Source organism: Gimesia aquarii (assembly GCF_007748195.1).
GTDB classification, from domain to species: domain Bacteria; phylum Planctomycetota; class Planctomycetia; order Planctomycetales; family Planctomycetaceae; genus Gimesia; species Gimesia aquarii.
The window spans coordinates 6,604,361-6,630,481 of the sequence record NZ_CP037920.1; the positions used below are offsets into that span (position 1 = coordinate 6,604,361).

A 26,121-nucleotide genomic window follows, 5' to 3' on the forward strand; every position below is an offset into this window, starting at 1 on the left:
CGTTTAATCGGCAACAGGCCCCAAGCGCAATTCGAGATCTTTAAAGCGCACTTCCATTGGCCCACCAGAGTGAATCTGAAAGGCAATGATTCCTGATTTTGCTCCTTTGGTATCATTTAAATCTGTGCATAGATTTCCGTTGATATAGGTCTGAACTTGCGAACCAACGGCCACGATTCGATACTCGTTCCATTCATTCTCACGAACAAATTCCTCGCCCGACTCTTTAAACAAGAGGCCACGACCATGTTCTTCATATAGTTTACCCCACCAACCTTTACCGATATCTGCCTGATATCCTTTCACATGACCATTAGGCTGAAGAGAACTACGAAATTGAATTCCACTGTTGCCTGTATCAGGCGATAGTTTGACTTTGGCTTTCAGCTCAAAGTCACCCACGAGTAAATCACTCACCAGGAACTCATTCCGCTTGATCCCCGGTGAACGTCCCACAATTTCACCATTCTCAACAGACCAGAGTTGGCTGTTACCAGTCCAACCTGTCAGATCCTGCCCATTGAAAAACAATTTCAAATTGTCATTCGTCGCTTTCATGGGAACCTGTTTTGAACTGGCCAGATAAGCGACCAATGATCGAATTTCATGGCTATTCAATTGCTTCCATAAGTTGTCAGGCATCATCGATTTATCACTCAGTCCCATCTCATCAATTTCATCGCGAGGGATGATGACTGTTTCATTGGCTGTTGCCACAGTCACTGCATTCTTATTTTCTTTCTTAATGATCCCGGTCACGATTCGTCCGGACTCAGTTACAATCACGACAGGCTGGTAGTCCTTCGCCATGACAGCACTGGGATCGATAACATTTGACAACAGGTAATCCAAATTTGCACGGTTGGAACCTGTTAACTCTGGACCAATGATTGCTCCTGTTCCAAATAGCTTATGACATTGCTGACAGGTCTTCGCAAACACTGCCCTTCCCAAATGTAAGTCCGTTTTAGGTCGACTTCGAGAAAGCATATTTTTATAACTGGCGATCAATTTCTTCTTATCAGCCGCCGTCTCACGAACAATTCCCCAGACCTTGCCGATTCTTTCATTGAGACTTTTATCTTTCAAGTTACCCAGCTGACGTACAATTTCAGCTGAAAGGTCTTTGGAAGAAATCTGTTTTACTTCAACCGCAGCCATCAATTGATGAGCAGAATCAGCTCGACTCGCCAGCGTGTTGAGTGCGTCTCGTTTTTCATTCGGATCAAACTGCGAATAACGCTTCAAAATCGCTGGAGCGATTTCTCCGTCGGCATATTCTGCTAAACCTCGTAACGCTTCGCGGCGTAAGTTTTTTTCGTCGAGTAACGTGATCAAAATCGGAACCAATTTAAGATCCTGTACGCCCAACAAGGAAGACATCGCAGATTTTCTACCCGACATTTCATGTTTCCGGTCAACGAGAATCTCGCGCAGCGTTTGCATTGCCTGAGGGTCACCAAAAGTGACTGCCAGAGCCAATGTATATGATTTTACCATCGGATCCTTGCTGGTAATTAACTTCTTCCCCACGAAAGTCCAAGGCTCGGGCATCGGAAATTTACGACGCCCACGCAGTGCTTTATTGATTGAATCCAAGAAAACTTTTTGACGTTCTGCTGTCTTTGCCTGCCCCAGTTGTTGCACTAAAAAGGCAACCGCTTCCTCACTACCGATGTCAGCAATGCGACGTAATGTATACGATTCGATCAACGGAATTTTAGATTTTTTCGCCAGTTCAAACGAGCGGTGCATGTTATGTGTGGCCAATGGTTCGACCGCATACCAGTAAAGTAACGGAAGGTTATGATCGCTTTGATCTTCTGCATGGCTGACGAGGCCAGTAAGAATCTCCCAGCGTTGACCCAAGAGTAACCGATTCGCGGCTGACCCCAGATACAATCGAACTACAGGCGAAGGATCTTGAACCGCTAATTCAGCCAACTTTGACAATAGTTTCGCAGAAGGGATTCCTGTTTCAAGTGCCAGCTGTATTGCCCAACCCCTCATAAATTCACTCGGATCATTCAGAGCTTGCATGATTTTTGATTCCGAGAGACCTCCTGTGACATGCAACGCCCACAACCCACGTAAACGTCGAGTCACGTCTTCATGTTTATACGCGATCTCCGCCAGTTGGGCGTGAACTTCTGGGTCTGGACCTCGCTCTTGTAGAATTCTACGAGATTGTCTGACATACCAGTCATTTTTGTGCAATTGCAGTTTAACCAATTCGTCGCTGGATAATTTTTGCAGATCAACCTTGACTGGTTTGGCATTCTGATACGCAACACGAAAGATTCGTCCGTTGGAACGATCATGCTTCTGAAATTCGCGATGGTGACATTGGTTTGTATCATACCAGTCAATAAAATAAACCTGCCCGTCTGGCCCATATCGCAGGTAGAGAATCTGTGAGGAGCGATCATTGGCGAGCAAAAAATCAGGGGCATAATTTCCGGTATAGCCCGACCCAGACCGAGTCAGCACATCCTGGTTGAGTCGGGCACCGTGAATGTTATTCATAAACAATTGGTTACGGTACTTTTTCGGCCAACTTCCACCTAAGTAAATCATCGCTCCTGCATGAGCATGTCCCCCCCCTACTAAATCCGATGCAACTCGATCAGACTGATTCCATTGGCCGCCGGTCCAGTGCCGGTGTTTAGCGATAGTTTTAATATCATTGTAGGTATAATTATTAAAATGTCGTCCGGCCTGCCTGCGATAGCGTGCATTTTGTACGATATGAAACAGGTGAGGAATCACGCAGCAAGTCAAAAAACATTGTCCATGATCATTAAAGTCAACCCCCCAGGGATTGCTGGTACCGTGTGCAAAGACTTCAAATTCGTGCCGTGTCGGATGATAGCGCCAGATGCCAGCGTTGATCGGTTGACGATCTTTGTCAGGTGTTCCTGGCTTGCCAACGCGAGAGTGTGTAAACACACCATGACAACCATAGAGCCAGCCATCGGGTCCCCAGATAAATGAATTTAATGTTTCATGTGTATCTTCATAGTGCCAACCATCCAGTAAAACCTGAGGTTCGGCGTCTGGTACATCATCACCGTTTTTATCGGGAATGAATAAGAGATACGGAGCCTGCCCTACCCACACACCTCCAAAACCGACTTCCATCCCACTGACCAGATTCAATTTATCCTTGAAAATTTTGCGAGATTCAAATTTTCCATCTGCGTCTTTATCTTCAAAAATTAAAATCCGATCTTTCCCTTTACCCTCAGGTTGTTTGCTGGGATAAGCATAGGATTCCGCGACCCATAAACGTCCACGATCATCGATGGTCATCGCGATCGGTTGTTGCACATCAGGCTCGGCGGCAATCAATGAAACCGAAAACCCTTCTGGTACTGTCATTACTTCTGCTGCCTTGGCCCCGGGCAAGCCATCGTATTTTTGTGCATGTTTTTTAGGGGGAGCACTACTATTGATCGCAGTTAACGCTGCTGGCTTCTTATCATGAAAACGAAAGTGGTCGAAGTTTATATGCCCCCAGCCACCACGGTGTTGATCGACAAGGCGAATCAAAATTTCTTTGCCTTGATATTTGGAAAGATCGACAAGTTGCTGATGCATTCGCTCATGGTTGCGTCCGCTGGCTTTAGCGATCACTTTATTCGTTGCTTGATCCACAATTTCCACACGCGTAGATTCATGCGCGCCACCACCCACGTAAAACGAAGCGAAAGGTTGAGTTACTTTAATTGATGCCGACGTTAACGTTCCGACAGGCTTGTCTCCCAGAAACTCATATGTTCCCACCCAGAACTGCCCCTGATGATTACTCCGCATGTCATTACGACGAGAATAGACTGTGTCTCCCTTTGCAGGTTGCCGTCGAAAAGCTTCACCCTCGGAAGTCCAGTCTTTCAGATTCCCTGATTCAAAGTCGACATTGACACGTTTGCCTTTAGCATTCGTCGCAAAAAACTCACCTGGCTTCAGTTCATTTTTCAAGGAAACTTTTTTGGGGACATACGGTTTCGGCTGTGCCTTGTTCCAGGCTTCCTTTCCCACCTTCACCTTTTTGTGAACGAGAAGGTATATTCCAGACTTATTACCAACCACCACATCAGGTAGCTTATCCCCTGTTACATCACCAACCACAACCTGTGTCCCTACCCCCGATTGATCGTTGATTTGATAAGGCAGAAAATCAACACCTTTTTTTGTGCGTACGGTTTTGAACCAGTAATTCACAGACGGTTGTCTGGCACCGGGGTCATGCCCCTGATGCGCCCAATAGCGTTTACCTGTGATGATATCTTTAATGCCATCGCCATCCATATCTTCCAGTGCAACAGCGTGTAACTGAGAGAAGACCACACCATATTTATTCTCTTCGGGTCTGCTGCCCATGATTTGATGTTCAACAAATGTGATTTCCCCGTTCTGTTTCACATTCTCAAACCAGGATAAGCCATAAGCGTGTGCAGCTTTACTGGTAATGACATCCTGATCCCCGTCCCCGTCTACATCGTAGACATACATCTGGGCGCCTCCCGGACCTGTAAATCTGAAAGAATGACGTGTCCAAAATCCAGGTTTACTGACATCAGCCGGTTGTTCCCACCAACCATTTTTTTCAAGGATGTCCAGCTTTCCATCACTGTTGACATCTCCCACACCCAAACCGTGAGTAAATCGACCGTATTTCAAGTTGGGAGAGATGGCATGAAATTGCCAGGGTTGTGTCGGATCTTTACCTGGCCCCGCAAAACCTAGCTGCCCTCCTGTATGAAAGACCAACTCTGGTTCGCCATCACCGGTGATGTCAATATAGGTCGGTGATTCATTATCGACGGCTGGATGTGCTAAATATTTTTTCCAGTGTCCAGGTTTGTTCTGTGGATTGGCATACCAGAACGCTTCCTTACCAGGAAAACCGATAATCACAATATCCAGCCAGTTGTCTTTATTGACGTCGTGTACAAAAGCAAAAAAATTGTCCGAATACCCTTTGATATTCCATTCTTTTACCGGGTAATATTCGTGCTTCGTTTTGAAATCAGGGCCTTGATACCAATACGGCCCCGAAATCAGATCCTGATGGCCATCACCATTGATATCACCGAAAGTGGCACCCTCTGCATAGAAATCTTTCCCCAATTGTAAACGCTCAAACTGATGAATCGTGAAATCTTCAGCAGCCAGGAGTGGAGATGCCAACATCACAAGTATCAAAAGCAGGGAGTTTCGAGCCATAATCTTTTCCCTCGGAAATCGGTTTTATTTCGACGATATAATATTGATTAAAAAATCGTAATTCAGTTACTGGTTTATTCTAAAGTGAAGGCAGGCAGTTTTTTGATTTCACCTCCCGCCAACGCTGATTCATGCGCTAAAATACCAACACTGGTCCAGTTTGCAGACAGCGGTGCATTCGGCCAGGGTTCACAATCTTCAACCAGGGATTTGAGAAACGCATTTACCAGATGTGGATGCGAACCACCATGACCTGCTCCCTGTAAGAATGAAAGATGCTCCTCATCATGAATCGCACGGGTAAATACTTGAATTTCCTCCGGTAACAGATGCGCGTAATCGGGCACTTCTACACGCTCGGGAATTTCTGGTTCTGGCTGCTTCGCCGTATGTAAAACCGGATTTTCTCCCTCAATTAAAGGCCATTCAAATGATTTTTTTGTACCATACACGTCAACAGATTCTCGATATTGACGTGCCGTATCAAACAAGAATCGCCAGATATGGGCTGCGATGTCGGAATCTTTGATTTTAATATGACACGTCTCAACGGCAAATCGGTTACCCGACTTCTCAGCAATTTCATCATTCACAGTTCCCGAACCGAAACAGCTTACATACTCGGCGCGACCATTGACCATTCCTAACACAGGACTCACCACATGTGTGGCATAATGCATGGGAATCATCCGTTCCCAATATTCGGGCCACCCCTCCATATCTTGCGGATGACTGGCCTGCATGTACTGAATCTTGCCCAACTCACCTTTGTCATACATCTCCTTGATGAATAGAAACTCTCTGCTGTAAACCACCGTTTCCATCATCATATATTTTAGGCCTGTTTCATTCACTGTGTTGACAATTTGCTCGCACTCAGCAACTGTGGTCGCCATAGGCACTGTGCATGCAACATGCTTACCAGCTTTCAACGCTTTGATTGACTGTGGCGCATGGTCGGGAATTGGTGTGTTGATATGAACGGCATCTACATCTGGGTCAGCCAGCAATTCATCATAAGAGGTATAACGCTTCTCAATCTCAAAGCGATCACCAATCTCGTTCAAATGTTCTTCTGACCGTTGACAAATAGCATACATATTTGCGTTAGGATGTGCCTGGTAGATTGGGATAAATTCCGCGCCAAAACCAAGGCCTACAATTGCGATATTGATTTTCTTCTGACTCATGACATTCCTTCTACGCTGCTAGTTTCCCCAATGTTTGCTGCTATCTCATGGCCCAACACAATGAATATGTAACAATTTATTTTAAAAGGTAGCCAACCAGGCACCATGTGATCTTGCGCATAATAAATTGTGATATTTCACCAGACAAAAACTCACGATATTCTATATTTACAGTATGATTAAGCGATTCTACTTGAGTGAGCTGCTTAAACACCTTAATAATATTACATTTACGTAAACAAACCTTTGATGCTGATCGAAAATGAAACAACGCCCCTCAATTGCCTTACTGATTGAATCTTCGAATTCTTATGCTCGGGGGTTATTACGTGGGATTATGTCTTACATCCATGAACATCATCCCTGGTCGATTTACCTTCCTGAGCATGGAAGAGGTAACGTTCCCGCTAACTGGCTCAACAGTTGGCACGGTGATGGGATTATTGCCAGGATTGAAAATAGTAAAATTGCTGATGCAGTTGTCAAAAGTAGCGTGCCCGCTGTCGATGTGAGCGCTGCCCGTTTGGCACCTTCACTTCCCTGGGTTGAAACTGATGATCATGCGATTGCGACTCTGGCTGCACAACATTTGATCGAACGGGGCTTTCAACACTATGCCTTTTGTGGCGATCATCGTTTCAACTGGTCTTGCTGGCGGGAAGAACATTTTCACCAATCGATCAATAATGCAGGTTTTGACTGCCACGTCTATCCTCAGTCAACAAGGCGCCAAAAAGCGATTCCCTGGGAACGAGAACAGCAGCGGCTCTCTGAATGGATTCTTCAACTCCCCAAACCAGTGGGGGTGATGGCATGTTACGATATCAAAGCGCAACAGCTACTCGATGTGTGTCGCACGATCAATGTTTCTGTCCCGGAAGAAGTTGCCATTCTCGGCGTGGATAATGATGAGATTCTCTGTAACCTTTCAGAGCCTCCGCTTTCCAGTATCATTCCGAATACACATCAAACTGGCTATGAAGCTGCGGCTTTGCTAGATCAGATGATTTCCGGTCATATCGTTTCTTCAGAAGCACATTTGATTAAACCATTGGGTATTGCGACACGACAATCCACGGATATTCAAGCCATTGACGATAAGTTCATTTCCGATGCCGTTCGGTTCATTCGTCATCATGCCTGTGATGGTATCAATGTGCAAGATGTTCTTAAATCAATTCCTCTTTCCCGCCGTGTACTGGAAAGCCGCTTTCAAAAAATGATTGGCCGATCGCCTCACGAAGAAATCATGCGTATTAGACTCGACCGAGTCAAGCAACTTTTAGAAGAGACCGATTTGTCATTGATCAAAATCGCAGAAAGAACCGGATTTCAACATCCCGAGTATCTGAATGTGGCATTCAAAAAACAGACTGACATTACCCCAGGAATGTATCGTCGTAATCAGAAAGCACAAGAAAAGTAACTTTGAAACACCAAATCAGGCCACAAGTTCATCACTCGATTGATTATAAACATTGAAGCTCGCTCAGTTGCTCTTTGAAATACGTTGAATATCTAACAGAATTCACGCAGTCACGTTTCATTTCCAGCATCAACTCGTATATTAATTAACAGAGACTAACAATATCTCCTTCACTTTTTCCTTTAACTCTTCTGAAAAAGTTCAAACAGTATGGCGAACACAGCCACTACCCAAACGACGTCTTCTAGTTCAAACAAGCGTATCATTTCATTGGATCAATTTCGCGGCTACACAATTGCTGGTATGTTCCTGGTGAACTATATGGGATTTTTTGTTGTTTGTCCGGTAGTATTGAAACACCACAATACGTACTGCAGCTATGCTGACACTATTATGCCTCACTTCCTGTTTGCAGTCGGCTTTGCGTTTCGACTGACATTCGGGAGACGAGTGAGAACAGAAGGAGCATTCTCTGCATATATGCGGGTTGTAAGGCGATTACTCGGGCTGGTATTGGTATCACTGATTATTTACCGAGTCTCTCCCATTGCCAAAACTTGGACCGAGCTGCAATCAATCGGAATCTGGGGCGCAATCGCAGGCCCTTTGAAGCGAACCTGGTTTCAAACGCTGATGCATATCGCAGTAACCTCACTCTGGATCGTGCCTGTCATTCGAGCGCGGGCATCCGTCAGAATCGCATACATGATCTTCTCTGCCGCGGCACATCTCGTCCTTTCCTATTACTTCTACTTCACGTGGGTTAATTCTCCACCAAACGGAATCGATGGGGGACCACTAGGTTTTCTAACCTGGACCATCCCAGCAATCATTGGTACATTAGCGTGCGACTGGGTTGTTGAAGCCAAAGATTTGCCGCGCGTGAAACCAATTTTGTTCTGGTCAATCGTGTTAATGCTATTGGGCTGGATCATCTCGTGCGGTACCCGTTTCTATGATGTTCCCCTGGCAGAACAAGCAAACCCTGTTTTTCAAAAGCAGAAGCTGGCAACACACCCAGTAGTTCCAGACAAAGCGCAATTCAAAGCCAAACAAGGAAATCCAATCACTGCTTATCTGGCTGAGCCTCCCTTCGTCAAACCACCCGGACAGGAGCAGAGAAAGTGGAACTACTGGATGATGAGTCAGCGCGCGGGTACGCTCTCATATCTGTTCTTTGCAGCGGGTTTGTCATTGTTTGTGTATCTGCTGTTCCATCTGGCCTGTGATCGGCGAGGCTGGGAATTGTCTCTATTCAGAACACTAGGCACCAATGCATTAGTCGCTTACATTCTGCATGATCTTGTAATGGAAGCGGTCAAACCATTTGCTACGAAAGACTCTCCTGCCTGGTACGCCTGGGGCAGTTTTGTTCTGTTCTTCTGGATCACCTGGCTTATCGTTCGTCATCTGGAGAAAAACGAAATCCATTTGAAACTATGAAAGTTTCTCTCAGTTAGAACGAATGGTGGCCAGAAATTGATTGACTGCGCTGTTTAAGCTTTCGGACTGTTGTGAAATATCGTTGGCCGCACACAATAGATCTCGAGTCGAATGGCTTGTTTCGTCTGCAGTTGCTGAAACATTCTGGATACTATCAGTTGTTTGAGCCGTCTTCTCTGCAGCATTTTCTACGTTTTGATGAATTGTAGAAATGACTTGACTTTGCTCTGAAATCGAAGTGGAAATTGAGTCACTGATTTCATCTACTTTTCGAATTGTGCTACTGACCGTCGAAATATTCGAAACCGCGTCATCAACAATTCCCTGAATATGACGAATCTGATCTGTGATATGATCGGTTGCTTTTGCAGTATCTTGAGCAAGGACTTTGACCTCCGATGCTACAACAGCAAAACCAGCGCCTGCTTCGCCTGCACGTGCTGCTTCGATGGTGGCATTCAACGCCAATAAGTTGGTTTGTTTGGCAATATCAGCAATCATTTTTGCTGCTGAACCAATGCCACCAGTTGCTTCCACCAAACCCGACATGAACTCTTTCGCATGCTCACTTTCGTTGACCGCTTGTTGCACTACTTCTGTCGATTCTTTGACTCTGGAATCAATCTCCTGAATCGAGTGATTCAACTGGACGGTAGATTCTGCGACGACATTTACATTTTGGCTGGTTTGATTTACAGATTCTACTGCATCTGTTGTTTCCTGGCTCGCTCTTTCCGTGACCTCTTTCAATGATTGAACGGTCGCATGTAATTGTGTTGCTGCGGCTGAAACGATCGTCGATATCCCTTGAACTTCCTTCTCAAAAGCGTCTGCCATCTCCAGTCGCCTGACACCAGCCTGTTCGATCTCTTCTGCCTGATGCTTCATTTTATCACCGGCAGAGTTAATCACCTCAGAAGCCTGTTTGAAACTTCCCCGCATACCTCTCAAAAGGACCTTTCGGAAAAATTTACCATTTGCAGATGCTGTGAGAGATGCTTTTGATTCTCTTACAAATGCATCGGTATAATCGAGCAGCCCATTAATCGAACGGATTGCGCGTTCCAAATCACCATCAACATCAACATGCAGCAAACGTGCTTCCAAATTTCCCTGCGAAGCAGATTCACAAACATCCGCTAAATTTTTAATCCAGTGTCTGTATTGTTCCAGTTCTGCTCTCTCATCTCCCGAGACGGATAGTGCCATATTACCGGCATCGGAATTCAGTTCTGGAGTATCCAGTTTTAACATCTGTCACCTCTGTTAAATCAAACAGAATTGGTCTGTTTTGTTCATCACAATAGCAATTCGGTTCATCGGTTCAACTACCTCACTTGAACTGATTAAAATAACATATTCTCAAAGTGCGAAGACATATTCATCGTATTCAATTCCTGCCTCTTCTAACTGAGCAAGCAAAGAGTCCGTTGCATGCTGCATGCCAACACGCCAATTCGATGCGGAATCTTCAATGTGTTTGAGAGATTGATAAAGAGTTTTGACTTTTGAAATGGCCGCAGGCTCAGGAACGCGACGGCTGGAATGGTAACCAATGATATTTCCCAAGTCGTCAAAGCTGGGTGTCACATGCGCGAGTACCCAATAGTGATCTCCGTTTTTACAAAGATTAATGACGTAGGCAAAGATTTCATTTCCTGCTTCAAGTGTGTCCCAAAGTAACTTAAACACACAGCGGGGCATATCGGGATGCCGAATCAGGTTGTGAGGTTTTCCCAGTAACTCAGCTTCTGTATAACCCGAGACCTCCATAAAAGTGTGATTCGCGTAGGTTATGAGACCTTTCAGATCCGTTTTGCTGACAATGATATCGTCGTCTGCAAATGTCCTCTCAAAACCTGTAGGGGCAGGGCGTTCCATTAATCTCGATTCCTGATTGAAATTCAGAATTGACTGAGTCAGAAGAACATAACATCAACCAAAGATTGGTCCAAATGTCCACATATCGGACACCGGAGTCATTATTCATTTTCGAACCAGAACAAGGTTTTAGAACAATAAAAAAGAATATATTCTACGTGATTTATATTTAAAAAACCTACTTTTAAGGTTTAGGCTGATTTAAAGATCAGAATATCTGAAAAGAAGACCAGTTTAGCAAATAAAACAGAGAATCGAGAACCACGATCAAATCCAGATTAATCTGCACGAATGATGACTTAAGCGATGTTACCCATTTGAAAGCAAATTATGAATTCAGAGGTCTGGCCTGTTCTGTGCTCAGATAATTGAACAAAAGATGCGAAGTTGAGCTTATCGCACCGCACATCAGTAAGTGCTTTAAAAACATGGAGAGCGCGAGCCTAAATTGTAACTCTACAAACAAGCTGAGATCAGTCGAGTGTCACTACTTTTTCGCCTTCAGTCACTTTACCTAGCACGTGTACTGGGAATTGACTGGCCTGCAACTTTTCCTGAACAGCGCTGGCATGTTCTGCACGCACGATGGCGACCATACCAATACCCATATTGAAAACCCGGAACATTTCTTCTTCATCAATGCCGCCTAAAGATTGCAGCCACTTGAAAGAATCTGGTACTTCCCAAGCCGACTTTTTCATCTCGACTCGTCGATTTGCTGGTAAAATGCGTTCGACATTTTCTACCAACCCTCCACCAGTAATGTGTGCTAAACCACTGAAGACAATCTGATCCGGATAATCTTGAGCGACCGAATCAATGGCGGAGACATAAATGCGTGTCGGTTCCAACAACAAGTTAGCGACAGTGCGTTGATTCAGCTCTTCAATTGGATCATTGATCCCCATACCTGCTATCTCAAATACGACTTTGCGAATCAGGCTATAACCATTTGAGTGAAAACCACTCGATTCCAGACCAAGCACTACGTCTCCTGCTTGAATCGCATGGCCATCCAGTATCAGGTTGCGTTCAACCACTCCCACACAAAAACCGGCCATATCAAAATCGCCATCATCATACAAATCAGGCATGATCGCAGTTTCCCCGCCTAACAGGGCTGCTTTGGAAAGGACGCATCCTTTAGTGACGCCATCCATCAGTTCGACCAGTCTTTCAGGATCATCTTTACCTAGTGCAATATAATCCAGGAAAAACAAAGGCTCTGCCCCCAGACAGAGACAATCATTCACACACATCGCAACCAGATCGATTCCAATGGTGTTATAAATTTCCGCTTCAAGTGCAACTTTGATTTTCGTTCCGACACCATCGGTTCCAGACACTAAGACAGGATCTTGATAATTGCGTCCCGCCTTTCCTGATTCCGGATTATTCAGACGAAACAAGCCTGCAAATCCACCGGGCAAATCCATCACACGTGATTTTTGTGCAAGATGTGTCTTGGCAAGCATTGGATGAATGGAAGACATTGCTTTCTGATAGAGATCCAGGTCAACGCCAGCATCTTTATAAGTCGCTTTAGTCATGATGTCATCCAGAAATGAACCAGGAAATGTTTTTAAACTTCGCCTCTTTCCAGCAGAGGCATTTGATTTCCTCCAGCATAGCAATCCATAGATCAGATGAAAATCTTACCTATCAGTTATTTGACAGCCAGACAGGGAAAACCTTTTCTGATGCAGATTCTTCTAAAACTCTTTGATATGATCCTGACGTTCACTACTTGGATTGAGGTTCTCAGAATAAGATTTCTGCAATCCAACCGAGTCTAATTGTGTTTCACGCATATGATTGATATGAGGAGAAAGCCTGTATGAAGTTGGCAACTCTACAAACGGAACAAGGGGTAACTGTCGTTTCGGTAATGGACCGAGCCAACGAACTGACATTCTTTGATATTCGTGCCATTGATGAAAGTCTCCCGCGTTCTCTTAAAGGAATACTTTCATTAGAAGATGGATTGGATCGTGCCAGACAAGCGGCGTTACAGGCTGAACAGGCCCGAAAACAGATCTCAGGGACCCTACTGGCACCAATTCCGAGTCCAGGAAAAGTACTTTGCATTGGTTTAAACTACCGGGACCATGCAGAAGAAACCGGAATGCCATTTCCTGACGAACCAGTTTGTTTCAGCAAATTTTCCAGTTCAGTGATCGGACCTCACCAGCCAATTCGTATTCCAGAAATTGCCAAAGAGGTCGATTATGAAGCGGAACTCGTAGTTGTGATAGGTAAAACGTGCCGTAATGTGAGTAAGACGGATGCGTCACAATACATCGCCGGCTATATGAACGGCCATGATGTTTCAGCGCGCGACTGGCAAATAGGACGACCGGGCGGACAGTGGCTGTTGGGGAAAACAGCAGACACATTTGCCCCGACTGGCCCTTACCTCGTAACGGCAGATGAAATCCAAAATGCAAACAGTCTCTCCATTAAATTGACACTTAATGGAGAGGTAATGCAAAACTCCAATACCGATAAATTTATCTTTACCGTGGAAGAGGTAATCCAATTCGTGTCTCAGTTCCTGACACTCGAACCGGGCGATATTATCTTCACCGGTACGCCTCCTGGAGTTGGAATGGCCCGTAAGCCCCCTGTATACCTTCAGCCTGGAGACCAAGCCGTTATTGAAATACCGGGGCTAGGAATATTACACAATCCCGTTGAGACGTGGAATTGAAATGTAATGCCTACTCGGAAGTAGATACTCGAACTGCACGCAAACCGCGATCGCTCTTTTCAGTTTCAAACTCAACAGTTTGACCTTCTACAAGCTGATCGAATGTGACACCATCCAGTGATGAAAGATGAAAAAAGATGTCCTGCTGGCCATCGTTAATGAAACCAAACCCTTTTTCAGTAATTTTTTTGATTGTTCCTGTGGCCATGTGAAGCCCATCCTCTAATCTTAAAAGTCTCTCGACAATAAAACGGAGTTTATTGTCACTCTGTAACTGATCATCACTTGAAGTCAGTTAGAAATTCAAATGATGACACACTAAAAAATACGCATAGCGTATTAGAACACAAGAATAATGAAAATGATTGGGATAACGAACTGGCTCAACAAAAAGAATATTTTGAAAAAGCTAAATTCCTCAATCTGAAATTAGTGTGACAAACCCGAATCGAATTAGCAAACTGTTATATGGAAGTTTCTCATAAAAATTTTGAGAATTCTAAATATCCCATCTACACTAATTCTTCCATAAATCCCTTGTTTTTAGAGATTTATGCTTGACCTTTACTATACTTTTTGGCACTCCACAATCAACTATTTTTTTAGCCAATTTAAACACCTTAAACCACTTATTTTCCATAATCATAAGAAAAGATGTAGTGAAATCACTCATGTTAAAGTGAAAAAGCCCATTCGTTTACTATTTTCAAAATGAATTCTGACTTTAAATACTTTATGACTCTTGAAATCTGGTGAGTCTCATTTTTTAATGCTTCTAGACCTTTGCCTGTTTTTAAAAGCAGGAAACGCTTGACTTAGTTTTTTAACAACAATTCAGAAGGGACAATACAATGTCTTTCACAAAATGGGGTCGGCTTTGCGCTGTGCTCGTTACTGTAAGTATTTCAGCATGGACCGTCGGATGCGGCAAACCTGCTTCTAACTCAGCTGACAAACCTGCAGCTGATACGCCCGCCGCAGATGCCCCTGCAGAAGCTGGCTCGACAACCGGTGGTGCTGGAGCTGAAGTACCAGAAGGTGGTGAAGAGCCCAAAAAAGAAGAATCTGGTAGCTAAGCTTCCAATCACCAGCGATCTGGTGACGAAGAGAATTCACTAAAAAACGCCCGTTTCGGAAAACGGGCGTTTTTTGTTAGATTAATAATCCAAGCGATAGTGCTTCCCATCGAATTCCAGAAAGTTCACTCACAAAACCGTGCTATTTCCCAGGCTACGGATTATAATGAGCATGAGACCCCCTGTGAGCATTACGATGTTCTTCCCTTTCTGTGAAATTATCTTTCACCCCTGAAATCCATCTTTGATGTTAAAGGAAACCATTCGTGAAATCATTATCCTTTCTTATATTTTGTTGGTGTTTATGTTTGAGCACTTGCCTTCCGACAACCATACCAGCAGAAGAAACGAAGACACAGGAAGAATGGATTCCGTTATTCAATGGGAAAAACCTTGATGGCTGGAATGTGAAGATTCGCGGCTATGATTTGAATGAAAACTTCGGGAATACGTTTCGTGTGGAAGATGGCTTACTGAAAGTCTCCTATGATCAATATGATGAGTTCGCAGAAAAATTTGGCCATCTTTTTTACAAAGATCCATTTTCTCATTATATCATCCGTGTTGAATATCGTTTCACAGGAGAGCAATCCAAAGGTGGACCTGGCTGGGCATTTCGTAATAGCGGGATCATGGTTCATGGACAGACACCAGAAACCATGACCAAAGACCAGCGTTTCCCCGTTTCCATTGAAGTTCAATTACTCGGAGGCAAAGGGACTGGGAAACGCCCGACGGCTAATCTGTGCACTCCAGGTACGCACGTTGTAATGAACGACAAGTTGTTTAAGCCACATTGTACGAGCTCTCATTCTCAAACCTACCACGGGGATCAATGGGTCACAGTGGAAGTCGAAGTGCGCGGAAATGAAATCATCAATCATCGGGTGAATGGCAAAACTGTGCTTTCATACACAAAGCCTCAGTTAGACAAAAAAGATGCAGATGCCCAAAAGCTCATTCAGAATGGGGCACCAATCATGCTGGAAAAAGGAACGATTTCGCTTCAGTCCGAAAGCCACCCAATTGAATTTCGCAAAGTAGAACTTTTAAAGCTCAAGCCATAACCATTCTGCCTGCGATTGAGAATCGGTATCAGTTAAGACCTGCCTGATTGGTGAATAGAGTGGAGATCTCGTTTCAATACTCAGAAATAGCTGATTTTGATCAACTTCAGTCTGGAAGAAGCATGCTGATTTACGAATACTATTTCAGGTCAGCAAAACGAATCAACTCTGCTCGAACCTTTGAAATATAAATACCAGCATTACAAAAAAACGAAAGAAAGTAGTACCAATGAAGGGTAGCCAGAAAATCATCGATGCCTTAAACAGTGGATTAACAATCGAATTGACGGCAATCAATTTGTATTTTATCTCATCAAAGATGTGTAAAGACTGGGGCTTCGACAAGTTGGCCAAGCATTTCTATGATGAATCAATTGAAGAAATGAAACATGCCGATCAAGTCATTGACAGAATTCTTTATTTGGATGGCGTTCCTGAAATAGCACGTTACGATGTGATCCGCGTTGGGCAAAATGTGGAAGAACAAATTCAAAACAGCCTGGAACTGGAAACAAAAGGCGTTGCCACCTATAACGAAGCTATCGAGCTTTGCCACCAGGAAAAAGATGCTGGCAGCCGTGAATTGATGGACCAGATGGTTGTTGAATCTGAAGAAAGCATTGACTGGTGTGAGTCACAGCTTGAATTGATCAAGCAGGTCGGGCTTCAGAACTACCTGGCAGAGCAGATCAGAGAATAAGTGAGATTCAACCAGCCTGAACGGTGCAGAGGCAGCGTCGTTTAGATTGGCCGCAATCATCGCATGAACCAGCAAGCAAATCTTTAATCCGGCAATGACAGGCAGTGCAGCCTTTTCCTGCACCACAGCCACGCATCACCTCATGCACAGATTCCGCACTGGTATCAGTGATACACTGACGGACAACTTCATGTGTAACTTTGAGGCAATGACAGAGTAATCGCTGACGTGGTACAGATTCCTTGATCTGTTTTACTGAAGATTGTTTGAACTTGCTCTCTGTAACGATTGACATATCACTTAATACCCAGGCGTTTGTGGCACTTTGTGTAACAAACGCTTTTTTGATTTTAGGTTTATCTCTTGGTTACCAAAGGGTTATGTAGGCAGGCGACTCTATAACCCTGTTTTTAGGTTTGACCTTGTGGCAAGTAGAGTATGAGACTCAGTCTCAACTAGGATTAGTATATCGGTTTTTGCAAAGCTGTCAACTACATTGAAAAAAGATTTTTTGTCTTCGGAGGGTTTTACCATCTGAAACAGCGCACAAAAAGTACCTATCGAAAGAAAAGGCAGACATCGCAAATACGGAATAATCACGTAAACCGCTTAGGTACACACAGAGTAGAGCCCACAGCGAATCCAGTCGGTCCATAAAGCATGCCGAAGCTTGAATGAGAGGTTTATGTTGTCTGCTTTTTGAAAGCCGTATCGGGGTCTCGGAATCGGTAGCCTACACCACGGACGGTCTCGATGAGTTCGGAATGTTTATCTAATTTTTGACGCAATGCACGGATATGAACATCGATTGTCCGTTCCAAAACCAACGCATCATCACCTAAGGCTGCGTCAATTAACTCAGCTCGTGAGAAAACACGCCCTGGTTGCCTGACGAGTGCTTCCAGTAATTCAAATTCACTCCGCGTCAGAGAAATCGGTACGTCGTCAATCATGACTCGATGCCGCCGCCGATCAATCATGACACCTTGGCTCACAATCGTATCAGATGCTTCTCCATTGCTTTCGCGACGCCTGAGCAAAGCTTTAATTCGCTCCAGCAGAATCTTTACGCTGAATGGCTTGGGAACATAGTCATCTGCCCCCAGTGTAAAACCAACAACCTGATCTGTTTCTTCTGACTTTGCAGTTAGCATGAGAATCAACACATTACTGGTTACTGGGTCGGAACGTAATCTACGGCAAACCTCCAAGCCATCCATTTGCGGAAGCATCAAGTCCAAGATAATCAAATCCGGCGTTTTGAGTTGTGCCTGTCGAAGCCCATCCATTCCATCCAAGGCAACAACAGCATCATATTTCTCCTGTCGCAGGTTATATGCGAGAACTTCAGAGAGAGAACGATCATCTTCAATTACAAGAATGCGTTTCTTTGACATATCTTTTTGTTTCACCACTTATAAGTTAAAACGAATCAGGTAGAAAATGTTTCTTTGTGACGATGGCGAATAATTTCGCCTTCCGTTAAATAAATCACATCTTCGGCAATATTAGTAGTATGGTCGGCAATACGTTCGATGTGGCGAGCTGAAGAGAAAAAATGTAATGCCGGCTTGATGATTTCAGAATCGGATTGCATCAACACATAAATCTCATTGATAATTTCCCGATTATACTCATCAACGATATCATCTCGTTTACAAACATCGCGTGCTTTATCTGTATCAAAATCGATAAACGCATCAATTGCATCACGAAGCATGGAAACGGTCACTTTTGTCATTGGCTCAAGTGCAGGAGGAATGCGAAAATTTGGATAATGCGAGAGCCCGATAGTACGTTCTGCAATATTCACAGCTAAGTCTGCGATCCGCTCCAGATCATTGTTGATTTTAAGCACAGTAGCTGTTTCGCGCAAATCGACAGCCACAGGTTGATGAAGCGCCAATATTTTCAAGCAGTCTTCTTCAATTTTGACTTCACTTTCGTTGATGGCATGCTCTTTTTCAATGACTTCATTCGCCAGATCAACTTGTACCTCAAATAGTGCGCGGCTTGCCTTAGAGATCATTTCTTCCACAAGCGAAGATTGGGTGATGATCTCCCTTTCAAGCGATTCCATGTCACGCTGTAAGTGTTTCGTCATGGTTTATCCAAACCTGCCAGTAATATAGTCTTCGGTTTGCTGCTTTTTGGGGTTTGTAAAAAGCTCTTCCGTCGCTCCAGATTCCACCAACAAACCTTGATAGAAAAACGCAGCCTGATCTGAAACCCGTGCTGCCTGTTGCATATTATGCGTCACAATTACAATCGTATATTGTTCTTTTAGTTCAAAAATCAAATCTTCAATGCGAGCTGTGGAGGCAGGATCTAAAGCAGATGCCGGCTCATCCATTAACAAGATGTCTGGATCATTCGCTAAAGCACGAGCAATACATAATCGCTGCTGTTGTCCACCAGATAAATTCAGAGCTGATTCACTTAAACGGTCTTTCACTTCGTCCCAGAGGGCCGACCGCTGTAATGACCGTTCTACAATTTCGTATAAATCTTTCTTCTTCTTGATACCTGCAATTTTAGGCCCGAAGGAAACATTATCAAAGATCGACTTGGGAAAAGGCGTTGACTTCTGAAACACCATTCCAATTCGCTTTCGCAAAGTAACAATATCAGTTTTGGATGAGTAAATATCCTGTCCTTCCAACAGTATTTTTCCCTCGACCCGCGTTCCTTCAATCATATCATTCATACGATTGAGACACCGCAAAAATGTTGACTTACCGCAACCAGAAGGACCAATAAATGCGGTGACACAACGTTCGGGAATGGAAAGCGAAATGTCTGTTAAAGCACGGTTGTCCGAATAATAAAATGACAAATCGCGCACACTGATTTTTTCAGTGGCCTGCGCTAATTCATCGGCAGTCCGCATACTCTTTCCTTCTGGTATTGAAGGACGGACCATTGGAGCCGAGGAATAACCAGATGTCGCCTTTTCGGATGGTTGCATAATTTTTTTAACCGAAGGTGTAGAAGCCATGGATTGAAAATCCTTGCTGAGTCCAATTATAGATGTTTGCCATCAAATATATGTCGAACATTTTTCGAATTTATTACTACTATTAAAAACTCAAAGCATTACCAGCGAATCTTTTTCCCATATTTGTGGCGGACAAAAATTGCCACAGCATTCATGCTGACTAAAACTATGAGAAGCACCAGGATCCCTGCAGCAGCAAGGTGATGAAAATCTTCTTGTGGCCTGGCTGACCAATTGAATATTTGTATCGGTAGCGCTGTAAATTCATCTGAAAGTTTTTCAGGTACGAATGGCACGTAAGCCGCCGCTCCTACTATAAGTAAAGGTGCTGCCTCGCCTAAGGCACGAGAAAGTGACAAAATGACGCCGGTCATAATTCCCGGTAGAGAAGCCGGTAAAACCTGATACCAGACTGTTTGCCAACGTGTGGCCCCTAAAGCGTAAGCAGAGCGACGAATTGAATCTGGTACTGCCCTTAATGCTTCCTGAGAAGCCATAATGATAATCGGTAGAACAACCAGTGTCAGAGTCAACGCTCCAGAGAGAATACTCCGTTCAAAAGCCAGGGCCCGTACAAACAAACCCAGTCCGAGAATTCCATAGACAATAGAAGGCACACCTGCCAGATTAGAAATATTCAATTGAATTAATTTTCGCCAGCGACTTTTGGAAGCATATTCTTCAAGATAAACTGCTGCCCCCACTCCCAGAGGAACAGAAAACAAAGCAATCAGACTGATCAGCCAGATACTTCCATATAAAGCAGTCTTAATCCCCGCTTTCTGAGGAAAACGAGAGGGAAGCCGTTCGATAAAGTCCCAGCTCAACCAACCCTTCCCCTGGATAATGATATTCCATATCAATACCAACAACATGAGCACACAGGTAATCGTTGCCAGAAAGCAGATCGAAGTGAATAAAAAGTTAACGATCCGGCCACGACGTTTGGTTGTGTAGATATCCAGTTTTGTACTCATTCGTATTTTTCCCCTACACGGGAGAGAATGTATTGAGCCATAATATTCATCGTCATTGTGGTGATAAACAACATTAACCCCACGGCAAAAATGGTCCGATATTCAACCGTTCCCGTAGGGGTATCTCCCAGACTGACTTGTACGATATAAGCAGTCATCGTCTGGATACTTTCCAAAGGGTTTAACGTCAGTTTAGGAGTTGCTCCGGCAGCCAAAGTCACAGCCATTGTTTCTCCAATCGCACGTGAAATTGCTAATAGAAAACTGGCAATGATTCCAGACAAAGCAGCAGGGACAACCACACGCACAGTCACTTCAAACTTGTTAGCCCCCAAAGCAAATGCAGCACCTCGCAGCGATAAGGGAACAGACTGCAAAATGTCTTCACTTAGAGAAATGATCATAGGCAAAATCATTATACCTACAACAATACAGGCGCTAGCAGCATTAAAGACCCCGGCACTGGGAAACAAGTAGCGTATGATTGGTGAAACAAAGACAATCGCCAAATATCCGTAAACAACAGAAGGAATACCTGCGAGAACTTCTAAAAGTGGCTTGACGATATCACGAAAACGGGGAGACGCATATTCACTGAGATAGATGGCGGTTCCCAAGCCAATCGGTACAGCAACAATTGCTGCTCCACCGGCAACCAACATCGTCCCACACAATAAAGGTAAAATTCCAAAATGTTGGGGCTTTAAGAGAGGCGTCCATTTCGTTCCAGTCAAAAATTCAATAATCGACACATCAAAGAAAAATTGAACCGATTCATATAATAAGACAACTACAATACCTACGGTCACCAGCACAGAGACACTGGCGCAAACAAATAGGCTGAAATGAATGAAACCTTCATAGAAAGGACGCAGGCGACCCCATAAACCGCCAGCGCTTTCTAAAGAAGTAGAGCGAGGTAGCTTGATTGCAGCGACCTCGCTGAGTTCCATCTCTATTGGTTGTTCTTCGTTGGAACGTTTTTCTGTCACTTAGACAATGCTCCCTTAAGGGCATCTTGGTTTGCCTTGGCAACTTCATCTGATACAGGCACATACCCTACTTCTTTGGCAAGTTGCGCTGCGTTTTCAAGATAAAATTTCACGAATGCTACAACTTCAGGTCGTTCTAAAGCAGACTTTCGAACATAGATAAACAAAGGGCGAGAAAGAGGAGCGTAAGAGTTATCACGCACCGTTTCCAAAGAGGGCTTTGTGCAACCTTTACCACCATCCACGGCTAATAATTTCAGTTTGTCTTTGTTCTCTTCGTAATAAGCGTATCCAAAATAACCTAGAGCATTTTCATCTGACTGAACTCCAGTCACCAGGACGTTATCATCTTCGCTAGCGGTATAATCTGCACGACTCGCTTTTTCTTCGCCTACGATTGCTTCAGTAAAGTAATCAAAAGTACCGGAATCAGTACCTGGCCCATATAGCTTAATATCTTTTGCAGGCCATTTGGGATCAAGGTCTTTCCACTGCTTGACTCCGCTTTCAGGTCGCCATAATTCCTTAAGTTGGCCAACTGTCAAGCAGTCACACCAGGTATTCTTAGGATTTGCAATCACAGCCAAACCATCGAATGCGACAGAGAGTTCTATAAATTCAATCCCTTTTTCTTTACAGGCGGCAGCTTCTTTTTCTTTCATTCCACGTGAGGCATCACAGATGTCGATTTCGCCGGCGATAAACTTTTTCATCCCGCCACCGGTACCCGAAATACCAACAATCGGACGCACTTTGGGATGCACATTACGGAACTCTTCAGCGACCGCTTCACTAATGGGGTACACAGTACTGGAACCGTCAATTTTTACACTACCAGAGAGTGCTTCACCTGTACCACCGGCAGGATCAGTTTCAGTACCGGCTTTTTTTGCAGCGGGTTCTGTTCCAGTCTCACTTTTCCCATTACAGCCAGCCCCAACCAGGGAAACACTAACCGCCAAGCAGAGCAGTCCCAATACTTTCCCTATATTTGTTGTGATCATTTCGCGTGTCTCTCCCAATTTGGTACGTTAATAAACAAGTTTGAAATTTGAGTTGATTGAGGGCTTTTAAGAAACCAGATCAGAGCGACCCAATGCCAAAACACCTTTTTCAGATGCTGGCTACCATACCCATTAATTGTTAAGACAATATTAAGAAACGATGAAGTGCTTAATCTTTTTGGAACATTGAACCAGAGACCAAAAATATCGCAAGTCTTTTATAAATAACAACTTAAAACACAACGCACTACTTTTAGCCTCTGGGAAGCCGAACGGTAAAGGTGGTTCCTTCACCGACTTTACTGGTCACGCCAATAGTACCATTGAAGGACTGAACCAGATGCTTAACAATGGAAAGCCCGAGCCCGGTTCCACCAAGTTCACGCGAACGGGCTTTATCAACCCGGAAAAACCGTTCGAACAGGCGCGCCTGGTGTTTTTCCTCAATCCCGATTCCTGTGTCTTCCACTTCCAGAAGTACCATATTGGGATCATCCCATTCCCAGCGAATCGTAATCCGCCCCTGGTCGGGAGTGTATTTAATCGCATTATTAATCAAGTTGCCAAGAATTTGATGCAAGCCTTCTTCATCCGCTTTCACTTTAATGCCAGGCTCTTTTGCTTCGACTATCAATTCGATGTTTTTAGCTTCGGCAACTTTCTGCTGGTCAACGAGACATATTTCAACAAAGGGCCCTAATTCGATGTCAATAATGTCAAAGACCTGATTTCCTGATTCAATACTCGCTAAGCTAATCAGGTCCATAATTAATTCATGTAGACGCTCAGCCTGTTCTTCAATTCTCATTAAAAATGTCTGACTGATTTCCGGATCGTCCTTCGCCCCTCGAATAAGCGTTTCCGTATAGGCTTTGATTGAGCTTAAGGGAGTTTTCAGTTCATGCGATACATTGGCCACAAACTCCTGTCTTAATGACTCCAACCTCCGAAGCTCCGTCATATCAAACAAAACAATTACTAATCCAGGACAAGGTTCTCCGGGCAAAGGTGTCGTTGTTACCCCTAAAATCCGATCACTGGTGCTCTCCAGTTCGACTTCCATACGTTGAGGCTCTAAGGTATTCAGTACTTCCGTCACCGCTCTTTGTAGCTGATGATTGCGAACTGACTCAAAAAGTGGCTTTCCCTCAGCCTCTTCGGGTGAGAAAAAAAGAAGTCGACCGGCAGATTCGTTTGCAAACAGTACATGCTGGCGTTCATTGATCGCGATCACTCCTTCTACCATACCTTCCAGCACAGTCCCCAAACGATCTCCGCTTGCCTGCAACTGTCTCACGCGTTCTGCCATCTCATGGCTCATGTGATTGAAAGATTGAGCCAGAATCCCCAATTCATCATGTTGTGGAAAATAGAGCTTCTGATCATATTCTCCCCCGGCAATCGATTCGGCAGCGTTTGTCAAAATGGTCAAAGGTCGAATCATTCGCGCTACAACCCAGTAAGTCAGTAGCATCACCGTAAAACTGACAACTAAAGCAATACCCCAAATCAGCTTTTCAACAGCAGAAACTTCTTCCTGGATTTTCGCCATCGTAATCGCAACGCGCACCACACCTTCGGGCTGCTCCTCTTCTTTAAATAAAACAGCATAATACAGCATCGGCTCACTCAAAGTCGGACTCATTCGTTTAGAACTACCAGAGCCGGTAGAAATCGCCTGAATAATTTCAACGCGGTTTTTGTGATTTTCCATGTCTTGAACCAACTTCAAGGTATCCTGGTCAGAGTCGGCAATGACAACACCATCCATATCAATCAAAGTCAGCCGCGTCCCTGTCTTCTTCCCAAGTTTTTTGACTTTTTTTTGCAGACTTTCCGTAGGCCCCTGTTGGAAAACACCCTCCAAGCTGCTCCCCATAATGACAGCTGAATCATGCAGGCGTTGTCGAACCTGCTCATCAACCTGAGTTTGCTGACGCCCGGAAACAATCAAAGCAAACACGATCGCAGACGCAATATTTAAACCGGCATAAACCAGAAACAGCTTCCAGAACAATCGCGAAGACCACATCGTTACATCCACCCTGATGAAAAGAAAAAAGAATTCGCCTATTTTGAACCTGGCCCTGGTTAATCTGCAAGGGCTGCCCCTCATTTTCATGAAGAGTTCATGAGAACAGAAAAGAAATCGAATGCCTCCCAGACTGCTTACACCTTATTTACAAATAACATTTACCTCACAACTTCAATATTTGATTGAATAAACCATGTCGCAACTCCTGCTGAACAAAATCCTCTAGACAAATACAAGAACTTTGTAAATTCATTTTTCTCCATGAATTCAAGGTTTTTTATTCTGCTTGACACAGAACTGCCCTCTCTTAAACTGCGCAATCTGCGTCGCGCGCGCGAAAGATGTTTTCCTCCAGTGAATCGATTTCTCCCTCTACTTCTTATTCAGTACGAAAAACGAGCCCTTTTTTATGATTTTACAAAAAATGCCACTCTGGTAGTTCTCGATGTTTACGCTCATTTCACGCCTGTCAAACAAGTTCGCGACATGTTCATTCCGTCATCAAAACAGATCGCTTTACTATCAAAGCATTTCACGCTATCACCGCTTGACACTCTCACGCCGATCAACAAAATCATAAGTCTCAGGAGATGTGCTTATAGAGCACTCAAGATCTTAATTGAAATTGATATGTGTCTCACTCAATCTGCAGAAAAACACCTGTCACAAACCCAAGTGGAACTAAAGTAAGATCCGACCCTGGTACTGCTAAAGGAAAGCCGCGCAATGTAAAACTCGTTTATTTTACCGGATGTTGTATAAAGCAGCGTAGCTGAATATTCAGCAGCAGTCTGCAAGTTTGATCAACGGTAAACAACCATTGTGGGACAGGAGTTAAGCATTATAGGACGAACTAAAAATGTCAGGCTGGTAACATTAAATAGCACTCCATCCGACGTACATTTCAGCCAGTCTCTATTTCTTGCTCTTAAGGTCGAACTTGAACTCGCCCCCCTCTTGAGGTACGACGGCTGTCAATTTTGTTTTGGTTACGTCACTATAACGGCGTGAAAGTGTTTCTGTTGCAATTCCCCCTGCCCCCGCACCTTCCTTAGGAAGTGGTGTTCCATCCCCCCGTAATAGACGGCTGACGACTACTTTGTAATTCCCGGGAGGCGCTCCCTCTGTCCCATGCTGTTGTTTGAGTGTGTACTGCCCTGATTCGTCGGTCGTCCCCTGACACTCAATCCCCTTTGTCTGTCCATGGGGAATAAATGTTACTGTGGCAGATGCTAGAGGTTGTCCATTCAAAGTCACGACACCAGAAACAGGAACTGTTTTTGGCAATGGCTTTGCTTCGACGCCTCCACCACAACCAGTGGTCATTACAACAAGAATTGTACCTAAAATGGAACGTAACATACTTCGGGGCTCCCATCAGAGTTGAACCGTT

At 44.2% G+C, this 26,121-nt stretch carries 21 protein-coding genes; 6 read left to right on the top strand and 15 right to left on the bottom strand.

Annotated elements, in window-relative coordinates:
* Positions 1–3: 3 nt before the first annotated feature.
* Complete coding sequence (locus V144x_RS25195) at positions 4–5,229, bottom strand: PVC-type heme-binding CxxCH protein (RefSeq protein WP_144989453.1); 5,226 nt, start codon at positions 5,227–5,229, stop codon at positions 4–6.
* 74 nt (positions 5,230–5,303) lie between these two features.
* The gene (locus tag V144x_RS25200) at positions 5,304–6,419 is read right to left on the bottom strand and encodes a Gfo/Idh/MocA family protein (RefSeq protein WP_144989455.1); all 1,116 of its coding nucleotides are present in this window, start codon (positions 6,417–6,419) and stop codon (positions 5,304–5,306) included.
* A gap of 262 nt (positions 6,420–6,681) precedes the next feature.
* Here V144x_RS25200 and V144x_RS25205 point away from each other — a divergent pair, with 262 nt between their 5' ends.
* Together V144x_RS25205 and V144x_RS25210 are read left to right on the top strand one after the other, a co-directional pair.
* Positions 6,682–7,845, top strand: coding sequence for a XylR family transcriptional regulator (locus V144x_RS25205; RefSeq protein WP_144989457.1), 1,164 nt, complete (start codon positions 6,682–6,684; stop codon positions 7,843–7,845).
* A gap of 210 nt (positions 7,846–8,055) precedes the next feature.
* Positions 8,056–9,288 (top strand): acyltransferase family protein, encoded by a 1,233-nt coding sequence (locus V144x_RS25210; protein WP_144989459.1) that lies wholly within the window; start codon positions 8,056–8,058, stop codon positions 9,286–9,288.
* 9 nt (positions 9,289–9,297) lie between these two features.
* On the opposite strand, the gene V144x_RS28955 is transcribed toward V144x_RS25210, so the two are convergent.
* The 3 genes from V144x_RS28955 to purM all read right to left on the bottom strand — a co-directional run bounded on the left by V144x_RS28955 (position 9,298) and on the right by purM (position 12,719).
* Entirely contained in the window at positions 9,298–10,542 is a 1,245-nt protein-coding gene (locus V144x_RS28955; protein WP_144989461.1) for a methyl-accepting chemotaxis protein, read from the bottom strand.
* Between the two features lie 108 nt (positions 10,543–10,650).
* Entirely contained in the window at positions 10,651–11,169 is a 519-nt protein-coding gene (locus tag V144x_RS25220; RefSeq protein ID WP_144989463.1) for a PAS domain-containing protein, read from the bottom strand.
* Between the two features lie 473 nt (positions 11,170–11,642).
* Positions 11,643–12,719: a phosphoribosylformylglycinamidine cyclo-ligase gene (gene purM, locus V144x_RS25225; protein WP_144989465.1), complete on the bottom strand. Its 1,077-nt coding sequence runs from the start codon at positions 12,717–12,719 to the stop codon at positions 11,643–11,645.
* A 287-nt stretch (positions 12,720–13,006) separates the two neighbouring features.
* Here purM and V144x_RS25230 point away from each other — a divergent pair, with 287 nt between their 5' ends.
* On the top strand, positions 13,007–13,879 hold the full coding sequence (locus V144x_RS25230) for a fumarylacetoacetate hydrolase family protein (RefSeq protein ID WP_144989467.1): 873 nt from the start codon (positions 13,007–13,009) through the stop codon (positions 13,877–13,879).
* A 10-nt stretch (positions 13,880–13,889) separates the two neighbouring features.
* Here the strand turns inward: V144x_RS25230 and V144x_RS25235 are convergent, their stop codons facing one another.
* Positions 13,890–14,087: a cold-shock protein gene (locus tag V144x_RS25235; protein WP_144989469.1), complete on the bottom strand. Its 198-nt coding sequence runs from the start codon at positions 14,085–14,087 to the stop codon at positions 13,890–13,892.
* A 643-nt stretch (positions 14,088–14,730) separates the two neighbouring features.
* Between V144x_RS25235 and V144x_RS25240 the strand changes: the two genes are divergently transcribed.
* The 3 genes from V144x_RS25240 to bfr all read left to right on the top strand — a co-directional run bounded on the left by V144x_RS25240 (position 14,731) and on the right by bfr (position 16,722).
* Positions 14,731–14,955 carry a hypothetical protein gene (locus V144x_RS25240; protein ID WP_144989471.1) on the top strand — a complete coding sequence of 75 codons (225 nt, stop codon included), beginning with the start codon at positions 14,731–14,733 and terminating at the stop codon, positions 14,953–14,955.
* Positions 14,956–15,263: 308 nt separating this feature from the next.
* Complete coding sequence (locus V144x_RS25245; protein WP_232102638.1) at positions 15,264–16,022, top strand: 3-keto-disaccharide hydrolase; 759 nt, start codon at positions 15,264–15,266, stop codon at positions 16,020–16,022.
* Positions 16,023–16,251: 229 nt separating this feature from the next.
* Positions 16,252–16,722: a bacterioferritin gene (gene bfr, locus V144x_RS25250; protein WP_144989473.1), complete on the top strand. Its 471-nt coding sequence runs from the start codon at positions 16,252–16,254 to the stop codon at positions 16,720–16,722.
* Positions 16,723–16,729: 7 nt separating this feature from the next.
* Here bfr and V144x_RS25255 read toward each other — a convergent pair whose 3' ends face one another.
* The 9 genes from V144x_RS25255 to V144x_RS25295 form a co-directional block, all read right to left on the bottom strand.
* Positions 16,730–17,017: a (2Fe-2S)-binding protein gene (locus V144x_RS25255; protein WP_144989475.1), complete on the bottom strand. Its 288-nt coding sequence runs from the start codon at positions 17,015–17,017 to the stop codon at positions 16,730–16,732.
* A 388-nt stretch (positions 17,018–17,405) separates the two neighbouring features.
* On the bottom strand, positions 17,406–18,119 hold the full coding sequence (locus V144x_RS25260) for a response regulator (RefSeq protein ID WP_144989477.1): 714 nt from the start codon (positions 18,117–18,119) through the stop codon (positions 17,406–17,408).
* A gap of 35 nt (positions 18,120–18,154) precedes the next feature.
* Positions 18,155–18,826 (bottom strand): phosphate signaling complex protein PhoU, encoded by a 672-nt coding sequence (phoU, locus tag V144x_RS25265; RefSeq protein WP_144989479.1) that lies wholly within the window; start codon positions 18,824–18,826, stop codon positions 18,155–18,157.
* Positions 18,827–18,829: 3 nt separating this feature from the next.
* Positions 18,830–19,612 (bottom strand): phosphate ABC transporter ATP-binding protein PstB, encoded by a 783-nt coding sequence (gene pstB / locus V144x_RS25270; RefSeq protein ID WP_144991149.1) that lies wholly within the window; start codon positions 19,610–19,612, stop codon positions 18,830–18,832.
* Positions 19,613–19,818: 206 nt separating this feature from the next.
* A complete protein-coding gene (gene pstA, locus V144x_RS25275; RefSeq protein WP_144989481.1) occupies positions 19,819–20,697 on the bottom strand; it encodes a phosphate ABC transporter permease PstA in 879 nt (292 codons plus the stop codon).
* Positions 20,694–21,689 (bottom strand): phosphate ABC transporter permease subunit PstC, encoded by a 996-nt coding sequence (gene pstC, locus V144x_RS25280; RefSeq protein ID WP_232098920.1) that lies wholly within the window; start codon positions 21,687–21,689, stop codon positions 20,694–20,696. The genes pstA and pstC overlap by 4 nt, the downstream gene beginning before the upstream one ends.
* Positions 21,686–22,693 (bottom strand): PstS family phosphate ABC transporter substrate-binding protein, encoded by a 1,008-nt coding sequence (locus V144x_RS25285; protein ID WP_144989483.1) that lies wholly within the window; start codon positions 22,691–22,693, stop codon positions 21,686–21,688. The genes pstC and V144x_RS25285 overlap by 4 nt, the downstream gene beginning before the upstream one ends.
* A 253-nt stretch (positions 22,694–22,946) precedes the next feature.
* Positions 22,947–24,725: a HAMP domain-containing sensor histidine kinase gene (locus V144x_RS25290; RefSeq protein WP_197998635.1), complete on the bottom strand. Its 1,779-nt coding sequence runs from the start codon at positions 24,723–24,725 to the stop codon at positions 22,947–22,949.
* A 918-nt stretch (positions 24,726–25,643) separates the two neighbouring features.
* A complete protein-coding gene (locus V144x_RS25295) occupies positions 25,644–26,090 on the bottom strand; it encodes a carboxypeptidase-like regulatory domain-containing protein (protein WP_144989487.1) in 447 nt (148 codons plus the stop codon).
* Between the last annotated feature and the right edge of the window lie 31 nt (positions 26,091–26,121).

Excerpts from the sequence above, each read along its gene's own strand:
- V144x_RS25195 (WP_144989453.1), bottom strand. The coding sequence starts at position 5,229 with ATGGCTCGAAACTCCCTGCTTTTGATACTTGTGATGTTGGCATCTCCA.
- V144x_RS25200 (WP_144989455.1), bottom strand. The coding sequence starts at position 6,419 with ATGAGTCAGAAGAAAATCAATATCGCAATTGTAGGCCTTGGTTTTGGC.
- V144x_RS25205 (WP_144989457.1), top strand. The coding sequence starts at position 6,682 with ATGAAACAACGCCCCTCAATTGCCTTACTGATTGAATCTTCGAATTCT.
- V144x_RS25210 (WP_144989459.1), top strand. The coding sequence starts at position 8,056 with ATGGCGAACACAGCCACTACCCAAACGACGTCTTCTAGTTCAAACAAG.
- V144x_RS28955 (WP_144989461.1), bottom strand. The coding sequence starts at position 10,542 with ATGTTAAAACTGGATACTCCAGAACTGAATTCCGATGCCGGTAATATG.
- V144x_RS25220 (WP_144989463.1), bottom strand. The coding sequence starts at position 11,169 with ATGGAACGCCCTGCCCCTACAGGTTTTGAGAGGACATTTGCAGACGAC.
- purM (WP_144989465.1), bottom strand. The coding sequence starts at position 12,719 with ATGACTAAAGCGACTTATAAAGATGCTGGCGTTGACCTGGATCTCTAT.
- V144x_RS25230 (WP_144989467.1), top strand. The coding sequence starts at position 13,007 with ATGAAGTTGGCAACTCTACAAACGGAACAAGGGGTAACTGTCGTTTCG.
- V144x_RS25235 (WP_144989469.1), bottom strand. The coding sequence starts at position 14,087 with ATGGCCACAGGAACAATCAAAAAAATTACTGAAAAAGGGTTTGGTTTC.
- V144x_RS25240 (WP_144989471.1), top strand. The coding sequence starts at position 14,731 with ATGTCTTTCACAAAATGGGGTCGGCTTTGCGCTGTGCTCGTTACTGTA.
- bfr (WP_144989473.1), top strand. The coding sequence starts at position 16,252 with ATGAAGGGTAGCCAGAAAATCATCGATGCCTTAAACAGTGGATTAACA.
- V144x_RS25255 (WP_144989475.1), bottom strand. The coding sequence starts at position 17,017 with ATGTCAATCGTTACAGAGAGCAAGTTCAAACAATCTTCAGTAAAACAG.
- V144x_RS25260 (WP_144989477.1), bottom strand. The coding sequence starts at position 18,119 with ATGTCAAAGAAACGCATTCTTGTAATTGAAGATGATCGTTCTCTCTCT.
- phoU (WP_144989479.1), bottom strand. The coding sequence starts at position 18,826 with ATGACGAAACACTTACAGCGTGACATGGAATCGCTTGAAAGGGAGATC.
- pstB (WP_144991149.1), bottom strand. The coding sequence starts at position 19,612 with ATGCGGACTGCCGATGAATTAGCGCAGGCCACTGAAAAAATCAGTGTG.
- pstA (WP_144989481.1), bottom strand. The coding sequence starts at position 20,697 with ATGAGTACAAAACTGGATATCTACACAACCAAACGTCGTGGCCGGATC.
- V144x_RS25285 (WP_144989483.1), bottom strand. The coding sequence starts at position 22,693 with ATGATCACAACAAATATAGGGAAAGTATTGGGACTGCTCTGCTTGGCG.
- V144x_RS25290 (WP_197998635.1), bottom strand. The coding sequence starts at position 24,725 with ATGTGGTCTTCGCGATTGTTCTGGAAGCTGTTTCTGGTTTATGCCGGT.
- V144x_RS25295 (WP_144989487.1), bottom strand. The coding sequence starts at position 26,090 with ATGTTACGTTCCATTTTAGGTACAATTCTTGTTGTAATGACCACTGGT.